At 72.7% G+C, this 12,092-nt stretch carries 11 protein-coding genes; 5 read left to right on the top strand and 6 right to left on the bottom strand.

Annotated features, from left to right (window positions below; translation table 11 throughout):
- Positions 1-17: 17 nt before the first annotated feature.
- Positions 18-3,152 carry an FAD-binding and (Fe-S)-binding domain-containing protein gene (locus DVK05_RS06775; RefSeq protein WP_121562632.1) on the bottom strand — a complete coding sequence of 1,045 codons (3,135 nt, stop codon included), beginning with the start codon at positions 3,150-3,152 and terminating at the stop codon, positions 18-20.
- Between the two features lie 120 nt (positions 3,153-3,272).
- Between DVK05_RS06775 and DVK05_RS06780 the strand changes: the two genes are divergently transcribed.
- Positions 3,273-4,943 (top strand): lipopolysaccharide biosynthesis protein, encoded by a 1,671-nt coding sequence (locus DVK05_RS06780; RefSeq protein WP_121562633.1) that lies wholly within the window; start codon positions 3,273-3,275, stop codon positions 4,941-4,943.
- Positions 4,944-4,998: 55 nt separating this feature from the next.
- Positions 4,999-5,877, top strand: coding sequence for a succinylglutamate desuccinylase/aspartoacylase family protein (locus DVK05_RS06785; protein ID WP_121562634.1), 879 nt, complete (start codon positions 4,999-5,001; stop codon positions 5,875-5,877).
- A 51-nt stretch (positions 5,878-5,928) separates the two neighbouring features.
- On the opposite strand, the gene DVK05_RS06790 is transcribed toward DVK05_RS06785, so the two are convergent.
- The 3 genes from DVK05_RS06790 to DVK05_RS06800 form a co-directional block, all read right to left on the bottom strand.
- Complete coding sequence (locus DVK05_RS06790; protein WP_053770950.1) at positions 5,929-6,306, bottom strand: DUF5811 family protein; 378 nt, start codon at positions 6,304-6,306, stop codon at positions 5,929-5,931.
- A 95-nt stretch (positions 6,307-6,401) separates the two neighbouring features.
- Entirely contained in the window at positions 6,402-6,947 is a 546-nt protein-coding gene (locus DVK05_RS06795; RefSeq protein ID WP_121562635.1) for a pyruvoyl-dependent arginine decarboxylase, read from the bottom strand.
- Positions 6,948-7,043: 96 nt separating this feature from the next.
- Positions 7,044-8,267 carry a proteasome-activating nucleotidase gene (locus DVK05_RS06800; protein ID WP_053770948.1) on the bottom strand — a complete coding sequence of 408 codons (1,224 nt, stop codon included), beginning with the start codon at positions 8,265-8,267 and terminating at the stop codon, positions 7,044-7,046.
- A gap of 256 nt (positions 8,268-8,523) precedes the next feature.
- On the opposite strand from DVK05_RS06800, the gene DVK05_RS06805 reads away from it, so the two are divergent.
- On the top strand, positions 8,524-9,081 hold the full coding sequence (locus tag DVK05_RS06805) for a response regulator (RefSeq protein ID WP_121562636.1): 558 nt from the start codon (positions 8,524-8,526) through the stop codon (positions 9,079-9,081).
- A 25-nt stretch (positions 9,082-9,106) separates the two neighbouring features.
- Here DVK05_RS06805 and DVK05_RS06810 read toward each other — a convergent pair whose 3' ends face one another.
- Positions 9,107-9,391: an amphi-Trp domain-containing protein gene (locus DVK05_RS06810; protein ID WP_121562637.1), complete on the bottom strand. Its 285-nt coding sequence runs from the start codon at positions 9,389-9,391 to the stop codon at positions 9,107-9,109.
- 97 nt (positions 9,392-9,488) lie between these two features.
- On the opposite strand from DVK05_RS06810, the gene DVK05_RS06815 reads away from it, so the two are divergent.
- Complete coding sequence (locus DVK05_RS06815; protein WP_121562638.1) at positions 9,489-9,881, top strand: hypothetical protein; 393 nt, start codon at positions 9,489-9,491, stop codon at positions 9,879-9,881.
- Positions 9,882-9,898: 17 nt separating this feature from the next.
- Here the strand turns inward: DVK05_RS06815 and DVK05_RS06820 are convergent, their stop codons facing one another.
- Positions 9,899-10,978: an aminopeptidase gene (locus DVK05_RS06820; protein ID WP_121562639.1), complete on the bottom strand. Its 1,080-nt coding sequence runs from the start codon at positions 10,976-10,978 to the stop codon at positions 9,899-9,901.
- Between the two features lie 126 nt (positions 10,979-11,104).
- On the opposite strand from DVK05_RS06820, the gene DVK05_RS06825 reads away from it, so the two are divergent.
- A complete protein-coding gene (locus DVK05_RS06825; RefSeq protein WP_121562640.1) occupies positions 11,105-12,091 on the top strand; it encodes a M48 family metallopeptidase in 987 nt (328 codons plus the stop codon).
- Position 12,092 lies beyond the last annotated feature (1 nt).

Below are 12,092 nucleotides of genomic sequence, written 5' to 3' on the forward strand. Positions count from 1 at the left end.
GTGCGCGCCCCGTTACCTCACTCGTCGAGCGCCGCCGCCAGCTTCTCGATCGGATGGGGCGGCGTCTCGGCGCCCTCGCGGTCGCCGAGCTGCGACCGGCAGGAGGCGCCGGGCGCCGTCACCGCGTCGCCGTCGCTGTCGGCGACCTGCCCGAAGAGGATCCGGCCGATCGCCTGCGAGAGGTCGTAGTGCTCGCTCTCGTAGCCGAACGACCCGGCCATGCCGCAACACGAGGAGTCGATCGGGTCGACGCCGTAGCCGGCGCGCCGGAGGACGCCGACGGCGTGGTGGTCCGTGTTCGCCGCCTTCTGGTTACAGTGGCCGTGGTAGGTGAGCGTCTCCGCCGGCGCGTCGAACGAGAGCCGCTCGTCGACCCGGCGCGCGTCGAGGTACTCGCAGACGCCCGCCGCGGCAGCGGACACCGCCTCGACGTCCGGGCCGTCGAGCAGGTCCAGGTACTCGTCCTGGAACATCACCGCGTCGGAGGGCTCGACGAAGAGGACCGACTGCCCCTCGCGGGCGCGGGGCGCGAGCGCCGCGACGTTCTCGGCCGCGCGCTCCCGGGCCGTGTCGAGGAAGCCGGTCGAGAAGGCGGCGCGGCCGGAGGGCGCGAGGCCCTCCGGGACCTCGACGCGGACGTCCGCGGCCTCCAGCACGCGCACCGCCGCCTTCCCGGCCGCCGGGTAGCTGTAGTCGGTGTAGGTGTCGGGGAACAGCGCGACCGTGTCGACCGCGTCGTCCGGGTCGACCGCCGGGCCGCCGCGGGCCGCGAACCACGCCTCGAAGCTCTCGGACCGGAAGGTCGGCAGCGCGCGCTCGGGCGCGATCCCGACGAGCGCGTCCATCGCCCTGCGGGCTCCGGGGAGCTTCGCCGCCGCGTTCGACAGCGGCGCGAGCCGGCTCCCGAGCGCCGAGAGCCGGTCGATGTCGCGGAAGAGCCGCTCGCGCAGCCCCGCGCCCTCCCGCTCGTGGTGCTCGTGTTTCACCTCCGCCTTCAGCTTCGCGAGGTCGACCCCGGTCGGGCAGTCGCTCTGACAGCCCTTACAGCCGACACAGAGGTCTAACACCTCCGCCTGGAACCGGTCGGAGTGGATCTCCTCGTCGTCGAGCTCGCCGCTTATCGCGGCCCGGAGCATGTTCGCCCGCCCGCGGGTCGTCTGGATCTCCTCGCCGGAGGCGCGGTAGGTGGGACACATCGTCCCGGAGTCGGTCTCGCGGCAGGTGCCGCAGCCGTTACACAGCTCGACGAGCTCCGAGAAGCCGCCCTCGTCGGAGAAGTCGAGGTTCGTCTGCGGCTCGATCGACCGGTACGTCGGCCCGTACCGGAGGTTCTCGCGCATGTCGGTGTCGGCGGCGGCCTCGGGGTAGCCGCGCTCGGCCGCGGTCTCGCCGTCGACGTAGACGACCTTCCCGGGGTTCATGCGCCACTCGGGGTCGAACGCGGACTTCACCTCCTGGAACGCGGCCCAGAGGTCCTCGCCGTACATCTTCGGGTTGAACTCGGTGCGCGCGAGCCCGTCGCCGTGCTCGCCGGAGAAGGCGCCGTGGTGCTCCAAGACGAGGTCGGTGACGTCGTCGGCGATGGCGTGCATCGTCTCGACGCCCTCGGACTCCTTCAGCGAGAGGATCGGGCGGATGTGGAGCGTCCCGACGCCGGCGTGCGCGAAGTACGCGGCCGAGGTGCCGTGGTCGTCGAGGACCTCCTCGAAGGCGGCGACGTAGTCGGCGAGCTCCGCGGGCGGCACCGAGGCGTCCTCGATGAACGGGTACGGCTTCGCGTCGCCGTCCATGCTCATCAGGAGCGGTATCGCGGCCTTCCGGAGGTTCCAGAGGTCCGCCTGCGCGCCCTCGTCGTACGCCTCGATGACGTCGAAGGCGTCGCGGTCGCCGTCGCCGCGGAAGCGGTCGTTCGCGTCGGCGACCGCCGCCTCGAAGTCGTCGACCAGCTCCGAGTCCCACTCCAGCATGAGCGCGGCCGCGGCCCGGTCCGGGATCGGCTCCGCGTACTCGGCGTACTCGGGCGACCCCGCGGCCAGCTCCACGACCGCGTCGTCCATCAGCTCGACCGCGCTCACCGGGAGCTCCAGCGCCTCGGAGACCGCGCGCATGGCGGCGTCGAGCGAGTCGAACGAGTACAGCGCCAGCGCGGTCGCCTCGGGGCGGGTGACGAGCGAGAGGGTGGCCTCGACGACGACGCCCAAGGTCCCCTCGGCGCCGACGAACAGCTTCGAGAGGTTGATCACCTCCTCGCCGTCGTCGTTCTCGTAGATCACCTTGTGGAGGTTGTACCCCGAGACCGACCGCTTGAGCGTCGGGTACCGCTCGGCTATCTCGTCGGCGTTGCCCTCGACGAGCGCGCGGACCGTCTCGTACAGCGCGGCCTCGCGCTCGCCGGCCGCCTCGCCTGCGACGATGGCCTCGTACTCGGGCGAGTCGAGGACGACCTCCCGGGTGTGAACGAGCGAGCCGTCCGCCAGCACCACGCGCAGCTCCTCGGTGTAGGCGTCGGTGATCCCGTACCGCACGGAGTGGGCGCCGGTGGAGTTGTTGCCGATGCCGCCGCCGACGGTGGCGCGCGCCGAGGAGGCGGGGTCGGGCGCGAACTTCAGGCCGTCCGCCGCGAGCCGGTCGTCGAGGTCGTCCTGGACGACGCCGGGCTGGACCGTGGCGCGGCGGGCGTCGGGGTCGACCGACAGGATCGCGTCCATGTGACGCGAGCAGTCGAGCACGACGCAGCCCGGCCCGACGGTCTGTCCCGCGAGCGACGACCCCGCGCCGCGCGGTAGCACGGGGACGCCGTGGTCGGCCGCGACCCGCATCGCGGCCCGCACGTCGTCGACGCCGCGGGGGTAGACGACGCCCGCCGGGCGGGCCTGGTAGACGCTCCCGTCGGTCGCGTACAGCACCTGCGCGTACTCGTCGAACTCGACGCCGCCCGCGACCGCGCCGCGCAAGTCGGCCGCGAGCGACCGGTACGCCTCGACGTCCGGTCGGTCGTGGCCGAGCGCGGCGGCCGAGACGCCCGATCGGTCCGCCCCGGCGGCCCCCGCGGCCACTCCGCCGTCGGACGCGGCCCGTCGCGGTCGGTCGTCGTCGGCCTCGTCGCGCGATCCCCCCGGGCCGCCGTCGCCGGCGAGTCCTCCTCCGTCCATGGGGTAGGTGGACGGGATGAGCGTGATAAATCTATCGTGAACGATAATTATATTCATTTAGGCCGGCGGCGAAGCGGGCCGCTTTTTCCGCGGCACCGCGACCGACCGACGGAGACGACCGTGGCGCACGAACGCGACGAGGCGGCGAGCGGCTCGGACGCCGACGGCCGGGAGAGCCACGAGCGCGCCGGAGGCGGAGGCGATGCGCGGTCCGACGATAGAGGCGACGCGCGATCCGAGGACGGAGGCGACGCGGGGTCCGACGGCGGAGGGGACGCGATCCCGGACGACGAGCGGGAGGCGCTGGAGACGATCGCGCACGGCGCGGTGCTCACCTCCGGCGGCGTCGCCGGCCAGCGCGCGCTGATCGCGGCGACGGAGTTCGCGCTGACCCGCGGGCTCGGCCCGACCGCCTACGGCGTGTACGCGCTGGCGTGGCGGATCGCCCAGCTGTGTTCCCGGCTCGTGACGTTCGGCAGCGTCCCCGCCATCCAGCGCTACCTCCCCGAGTACGCGGACGAGCCGGACCGGCAGGGCGCGGTCGCCGGCCTCGCGTACGCCACGACCGTCGCGTTCGGGGTCGCGATCGCGGCCGGCGTCTGGGTCGCGGCGCCGGCGATAAACGCGCGCACCGTCACGGAGCCGGCGTTCGCGGGGACGGTGCGCGCGTTCGGCGGGCTCGTCGGGCTCCTCGGCGTCGTGATGGTCGCGTCCGCGCTCCTCCGCGCGGTCGGGTCGGCCCGCGGCGAGGTGCTGTTCAACAAGCTGCTGCGGCCGGGGGTCAGGCTCGTCGGGGCCCTGGGGGCGCTCGCGCTCGGCTACTCAGTCGTCGGCGTCGCGGGAGCGATCGTCGCCGCGACCGGCCTGCTCGCCGCGGCCGCGGTCCCGCTGTCGGCGTCCGTCACCGGCGTCCGCCCGACGCTCCGAGGCGCCCGCGCTGAGGCGCGCCGCTTCTACGACCACGCGGCGCCGGTCGCGATGAGCAGCCTCGGAAAGGTGTTCCAGAACCGCGTCGACGTGCTGCTCGTCGGCGCGCTGCTGACGGCGACCGCGGCCGGCGTGTACAACGTCGTCCTCGTGGTGATCGCGGTCGCGTGGATCCCGCTCCTCTCGTTCAACCAGCTCCTCCCGCCCGTCGCCTCGGACCTGTACGCGAACGACCGGACGGCGACGCTCAACGCGGTGTACGGCTCCGTCACGCGACAGATCGTCACCGCCGTCGTCCCGATCCTCGCCGTGCTGGCGGTGTACGGCCGCGAGGTCCTGGCGCTGTTCGGCGCGGCGTACGCCGACGGCTACCTCCCGCTCGTCGTCTACCTCGGCGGCGTCTTCGTCGGGAGCGCGGTCGGCGCGACCGGCTGGCTCCTGATGATGACCGACCACCAGTACGCGCGGATGGCGCTCGACTGGCTGCTCGCGGTCCTCAACGTCGGACTGACCTACGCGTTCGTCGTCCGCTACGGGCTCGTCGGCGCCGCGCTCGGCACGTCGCTCGCCATCGCGGTTCAAAACGGGATCCAAGTGCTCCTCCTCCGCCGCTTCGAGGGGCTGTGGCCGTTCGACCGCACGTTCCTCACCCCGCTGGCGGCGGGCGCCGTCGCCGTCGCCGCGATGTACGCGGTCCGAGCGGCGCTGGCGGGCGCCCCGGCGGTCGTCGCCGGAAGCGCGGTCGGGCTCGTCGCGTACGCGGCGTCGCTCCGGCTCATCGGCGTGGACCCGCGCGACCGCTTCGTCGCCCGTCGGCTGGCGCGGCGGTACCGGGCCGCGCTCGCCGACCGGTTCGACCGCTGATCCCGCCGGGCGCGGATCGCGACGATTTATGGGCGGACCGGGACGTACTGACGGTATGCAAACGTTCGACCGCGGGTCGGCGGGGTCGGCCCGCGTCGCGATCGTCGGCGGGATCCACGGCGACGAGCCCGCCGGCGTGCGGATCGTAGAGCGGCTCGCAGCGGAGCTCGCGCCCCTCGACCCGTCCGACGACGAGGAGGGGTCCGCGGGGCTCGTCCGACTGATACTCGCCAACGAGCCGGCGATCGAGGCCGGAACGCGCTACACCGACGCGGACCTGAACCGGGCGTTCCCGGGCGACGCCGACAGCGACGAGTACGAGCGGGCGCTGGCGCCGCGGCTCGCCGCGGAGCTGGAGGGGTTCGACGCCGTGCTCGCGCTCCACACGTCGCACAGCGCGCCGCCGCCGTTCGCCATCTTCAGCGACCTCACGGAGTCGGTCCGCCGGACCGTCACCGGCCTCCCCGTCGACCACGTCGTCGACGCGAGCGGGCTGCGGTCGACGACGCTCGACTCCACCATCCCGCACACCGTCTCGATCGAGGTGGGCCGACAGGGCAGCGAGGAGGCCGTCGAGTTCGGCCACGAGGCGTGCCGCGCGTTCCTGCGGGTCCACGGCGCGCTCGCCGACGAGCCGCCGATATTCTCGCGGACGACCGTGGTCGCGGGCAGCGAGGAGGTGCCGAAGGGCGGCGGGACGCCGCACGTCCACTTCCGGAACTTCGAGCCGATCCCGGAGGGCGCGGTGTTCGCCGAGGACGACGTGTACACCCACCGCGTCGAGGAGCCGGGCGTGGTCCCGATCCTCGCGAGCGAGGACGGGTACGACGACATCTTCGGCATCTACGGCCGCGTCACGGGCACGCTGAAGCCGCCGGGGGAAGGAGACCTGCGGGTGTACCCGCGCGAGGAGAGCGAGGAAGGGGACGACTGAGAGAGCGGGGCGGACCGATCGCTCGAACGGCCTACGGCCGGGCCGGGACCGTCACTTCGCGGTGGGCGTGATGTCGCCGACGGCGTCCATCACCTGGACCGCCGCGCTGGCGGCGAGCCCGCGGGCGACCTCGTCGGTGTCGGACTCGGCGATGCCGGCGTCCAAGTCCTCCGGGTCCGGCGTGAAGCCGGCCGAGACGGGGTGGCCGGCCGGGGGGTTCACCGCGACGGTCGCCTGCGGGCCGTCCGCGCCGACGGACAGCTCGGAGCCGACGGCGTAGCTGTCGGGCAGGTACGATTCCGTGCGCGATACGATTCCGGCGACCGCGCGCCGGAGCTGTTTTTCCTGGTCCGGAGAGAGGTCGACGGCCGCGGGCGAGCCCGCGTCCGTCACACCCGGTGCCCCGGCGTACGGGTTGTTGCCGTTCATTCGAAGACACGACCCGTACGCGGAGCCGAGTCAAAAAGGCGTCGGCGACGGCGACCGGGGCTCCGGCGCGGCCCGGCCTCTCTCCGCGCGGCCCGTTACAGGATCGACTCGGACTCCCCGTAGGCGGCGATGACGACCGCGGTCGCGTACCGGTCCGGCTCGGCCGCGACCGTCTCGACGCGCGTCTCCCGGTCGGGGAGGTCCCAGTCGCGGAGGTCGCCCCCGGCGTCGAGGCCCGCCTCGATCCGCTCGCGCACGTCGTCGGGGTCCTCGCCGGTCACCTCGTAGAAGAGTCCCGGACCGGGGCCGGTCGCCCAGCCGAGCCCCGCGACCGCGTCGGGGTGCCGGCGGGGCGCGCGCTTCGACTCGGCGCCCTCGGCGCCCGCGCGGCCGCCCTCGCGGAAGTCGACCTCGTCGCCCGGCCCGACCGTCCGGCGCGCCTCGACGACGGTGAGCCGGTTCCCCGCGGGGCCGAGGTCGGGCGCCTCCGCGACCGCCTCGACCGTCGCCTCGGCGGGGACGACCGAGGAGACCGCCACGAGGTTGTAGTTGTGGAGGTTCGCGTCCGCGAGCGCGGCGTCGTAGGAGGCCATCGCCGTGTCGGCGATCCCGACGCCGCCGGCGACGTGGATGGTGTTCATTACGGGCGAGTCGGCGGCGGGCGCGCTAAGGGGTTACGAACTGACCGCTCCGAAACGGGCACGGCGGGGACAGGGACGGGGACGGGAACCGGGGGTTCAGTACTGGTAGTTGATGACCCGCTCGTCTTCCGTGTCCGCGTCCTGAAGCTTGTCGCGGGCCTGCTCGAAGTCCTCCTGGGTCACCTCGGTGCGCCCGTCGCGGATGGCGAACATCCCGGCCTCGGTCGCCAGGGAGGCGATGTCCGCGCCGCTGTACCCGTCGAGGTCGCGGGCGACGACGCCGAGGTCGACCCCGTCGGCGACGTTCATGTCGTCGGTGTGGATCTCCAGGATGCGCTCGCGGCCCTCGGCGCCAGGCTCGGGCACCTCGATGAGGCGGTCGAAGCGGCCGGGGCGGAGGATGGCCTCGTCGAGCATGTCGAAGCGGTTGGTCGCGGCCATGATCCGGACCTCGCCGCGGTCGTCGAAGCCGTCCATCTCGCTGAGGAGCTGCATCATCGTCCGCTGGACCTCGGCGTCGCCCGAGGTCTTCGAGTCCGTCCGCTTGGCGGCGACAGCGTCGATCTCGTCGATGAAGATGACGGCGGGCTCGCGCTCGGCGGCCAGCTCGAACAGGTCGCGGACGAGCCGCGCGCCCTCGCCGATGAACTTCCGGACGAGCTCAGAGCCGGCCATCTTGATGAAGGTGGCGTCGGACTCGTTGGCGACGGCCTTCGCGAGCATCGTCTTCCCGGTGCCCGGCGGGCCGTGGAGGAGGACGCCGCTCGGCGGCTCGACGCCGACCGTCTCGAACTGCTCGGGGTTCTCCAGCGGATCCTCGACGGCCTCGCGCACCTCCCGGATCTGGTCGTCGATGCCGCCGATGTCGGCGTAGGTGACGTCGGGCGACTCGGTGACCTCCATCGCCTGCGCCCGGGAGTCGGTCTCGTCGTCGAGCACCTGCTGGACCGCGAAGGAGTCGTTGATCGCGACGCGGTCGCCGGGGCGGAGGTCCTCGTCGAGCCGCGAGGCGGCCTGCGTGAGCACCTCCTGGTTGTTGCCGTGCTGTTTGATGACGACGCCCTCGTCGGTGATCTCCTCGACGGACGCGATGTACAGCGAGGTGGTCTTCAGCACCTCGTTTTCGCGCTTCAGCTGCTCGACGTCGTCCTTCAGCTCGCCGCGGCGCCCCTCGGCGTCCGCGAGCCGCGATTCCAGTTCCTCGTTCACCTGAACGATCCGCCGGTAGTGCTGGCGGATCGCCTCCAACCGCTCCGCGTCGCTCATCTCGGGGTCGAGCTCCAACCGCGGGCGGTCGGGCAGTGAGGGGCTGTGAGACATTCGTTGTGCCCGACTAAGATGCGGGCGTAAATGTGCCTTTGGGTCACGGAGAGACCGTTGGATCCGCGGGAGAGACGCCCCCGGCAGCGCGACGAGCCCCGGCCGGTCGGGTCCTCTCGACGACCGATATCGGCTTTGATAATCGAGGGTCAACGTTTTAACGCGAAGGGGGGCAAGGTGGCCGTATGGACGCACGAACGGCGGGCGGACGCGCCGGTCCGGGGGTCGCGAACCGCGAGACCGGGAGGGCCCGCCCATGAGCGGCACCCCGGACGCGACCGTCCTCGCGGTCGACGACGAGCCGGACCTCGCAGAGCTGTACCGGGTGTACCTCGACCCGGAGTACGACGTTCGCATCGCGACCGGGGGCGAGGAAGCGATCGACGCGATGGACGAGACGGTCGACGTGGTCCTCCTCGACCGCCGGATGCCCGACATGTCGGGCCACGAGGTGCTGAACGCGATCCGCGGCGAGGGGTACGACGCCCGGGTGGCGATGCTGACCGCGGTCGAGCCCGACGTCGACATCGTCGAGATGCCGTTCGACGACTACAAGACGAAGCCGGTCACGAAAGAGGACCTCATCACGCTCGTCGAGGTTCTCCTCCACCGCGCCGCGTTCGACGAGCGGAGCCAGGAGTTCTTCGCGCTCGCCTCGAAGAAGGCGGCGCTGGAGGCCGCCGGCACGACGAACTCCGACGAGTACGAGGAGCTCATCGAGCAGATGGAGTCCGTACGCGTCGAGGTCGACGACACGCTCGACCACCTCTCGGCGCGGGACGCGTTCGTCGAGGTCCCGGGCGAAGTACCGTAGCGGGGCGGGGACCGCCACCGGACCCTCACTCGATCGTCAGCTCGCCGTCCGCCGCCTCTTCGCCGCCGTCCTCGTCCCACTCCAGTTCGAACTCGACGCTCAGCTCGCCCGGCCCGTCGGCCGGCCCCTCGCGCTCCGCCTTCACCTCGAAGGTGGGGCGCGCGGGCGGCTCCAGCGTCGTCGACTCGGCGCCGCGCGTGAGGGTGATCGCGTTCCCGGCGTCGAGCGAGTCCGCGACCGTCCGCAGGTACGCGGCGATCTCCTCGCGGCTCCGACGGCTTTCCGACTTGAACAGGACTTCTTCGGGCATACGAGGCCGTACGCGTCCACGAGTGATAAACACCGACGCGGCGCGGGCGGCGGGTCGCCCCCGATCGTTTTGTGCTCCCCGAGCGAACCCACGTCCCGTGTCCGTCCCCGACTCGCTCCGTACGGTCGTCGCCGTCGCCGTCTACTGGACGGCGATCGCGCTCGGCGGGAGCGTCCTCCTCCCGGACCCGACGAGTCCGCTCGCCGCGGTCCCGATCCTCGGCGGCGGCGCCGTCGTCGCCCACGCGGCGCGCACCGGTCGCCTCGTCGAACTCGGGTACGCGGTGGGAACGATGTGGCTCGCCGTGCTCGCGCTGTCGGTCGGCACCGGCGTCGTCGACGTCTTTGTCCTGCCGGCGGGCGAGATCGCGCCGCTCGCCGGCTACCCGGGGATCGCGGCGATCGGCACGGTCGGGCTGTTCGGCGTCCTCCTCGTCGCGTACGCGGCGTTCGCCGGCCGCAACGCCGACGGCGCGGCCGAAACGTCGTGACCGCTGGGCCGTCGGGATTAAAACTCGTCCTCGAAGACGAACGTCCCGTTCCGCTGGACGACCTCGCCGTCGACCTCGATGACGGAGTCCTCGCTCATGTCGACGATCATGTCGACGTGCTCGGCGGACTCGTTGACCGCGTTCTCCTCGCCGACCGTCTCCGGGTACGCTGAGCCGACCGCCATGTGGACGGTGTCGCCCATCTTCTCGTCGAACAGCATGTTGTACGTGAACCGGTCGATCTGTCGGTTCATCCCGATCCCGAGCTCGCCGAGGCGCCGGGAGCCCTCGTCGGTGTCGAGGATGCCGGAGAGCAGGTCCTCGTTGCGCTCGGCGGAGTGGGAGACGACCTCGCCGTCCTCGAACCGGAGCCGGACGCCGTCGATCTCGCGCCCGTAGCGGTAGAGGGGTAAATCGAAGTGGACCTCGCCGTCGACCCCGTCGCGCGTCGGCGCCGTGAACACCTCGCCGCCGGGGAGGTTCGCCTCGCCGTAGTCGTTGAGCGTGGAGTTGCCCGACACGTCGAGCGTGAGGTCGGTCTCGTCGCCGGACCTGATGCGCACCTCGTCGGCCTCGTCCAAGATATCGACCATCTCCGCCTGGAACTCGCGCTGTTCGTCCCAGTCGAGCGAGACGGCGTCCCACACGAAGTTCTCGTAGGCCTCGGTGCTCATCCCGGCGAGCTGGGCGTGGCTCGCGGTCGGGTACTGCGTGAGACACCACGTCTTCGAGAGCCGCGTGCGCTTGACCTCCTCCATCGCGCGGTTGTACGCGGCGTTCGTCTCCGGCTCGATGTCGGCGTCCTCGGTGGCGTTCGCGCCGCCGCGCGCGATGACGAAGACGTCGGCCTCCTCGTAGAGCGCGCGCCGGTGGCTCGGCTCGGAGAAGTCCTCGGCGGCGCGCTTGAACGCGCGCTGGGCGCGCTTCGAGTAGTTGAGGTAGACGGGGTTCGCCCCGCGGTCGCCGCAGACCTCGTGGAGCGCGACCGCGAGGTCCTCGGCCTCCTTCGGCATCTGGATGACCACGTCGTCGCCCGACTCGATGCCGGTCGAGTGGTCGGCGATGATCTCCGCGTGTTCGCGTACGCGTGCGTCCATGACAGCCGATTTCGCGGCCGGGGAATTACCCCTTTTCCTTCCGGCGGGCCGGGTGGGGGAGCGGCCGCCCCCGTCGCGGCCCTCCCGGCCGCAACGCGTTTGCCCCGCCGTCGCGTAGCCTCGGACATGCCTCGGCTCGCGTTCCGCGCGGCCGCCGCCGCCGTCGGCGTCGCCCTCCTCGTCGGCTACCTGACCGCGGCGCTGCTCGTCGCCGACCTGCTGCGCGCGGCGTGGGCGGCCCGCCCGGACCTCCCGGTCCTCGTCGCGCTGCTGGCCGCGGTCGCGCTCGGGTCGGCGTACCTCAGCTACCGGCTCGGCACCGCGCAGATCCTCGCGAACCTGGAGGGCGACCGCGTTCCGCGGAGGCGGGCGCCGGATCTCCACCGCCGGGTCGACGCGCTCGCGGCGCGGATGGACCTGCCGCGGCCGGCGCTGTACGTCACCGACGCCCGCGCGCCGAACGCGTTCGCGGTCGGCGGCGGGGGCGACGGCGGCGCGCTGGTGATCGACCGGTCGCTGTTCGGGCTGCTCTCGCCGCGCGAGGTCGAGGCGATCCTCGCGCACGAACTGGCGCACTTAGAGGGCAACGACGGGTTCGCGATCGCGATGGCGGACGGGGTCGGCCGCTCGCTGGTCGGAGCCGCTACCCTGGTCGCGCTGCCCGCGCTGCTCGCGCTGTCCGGGCTCGCGGCCGCCTCGGCGTGGATCCGCGGGCGGCCCGGCGACCGGTCGGGGCCGTTCGCGCGGCTTCACCGGGCGCTCGCGGGCGGGCTCTTCGCCGCGTTCGTCCTCGCGACGCTCGTCGCCCGGTCGCGGTCGCGCAAGCGCGAGTTCGCGGCCGACGACCGCGCGGCCGAGGTGACGGGCGACCCCGCGGCGCTCGCGCGGGCGCTCCGCCGGATCGAGCGCGCGACCGACCCGGAGTGGCCCCTCGCGCCGTTCTCGTCGCAGAAACGGACCGACGAGGCCGCAGAGCGCTGGCTCTCGACGCACCCCTCGACCGACGAGCGGGTCGAGCGCCTGCGGGAGCGGGCCGAGTCGCAGGGGCCGACGCGGCGGATCCCGGCGGGGCCGTCGCGGACGGCCACCGGACGCGGCCGCTCGCTCCGGTGAG

The organism is Halorubrum sp. Atlit-8R (assembly GCF_003666025.1).
In the GTDB taxonomy this organism is placed as follows: Archaea; Halobacteriota; Halobacteria; order Halobacteriales; family Haloferacaceae; genus Halorubrum; species Halorubrum salinarum.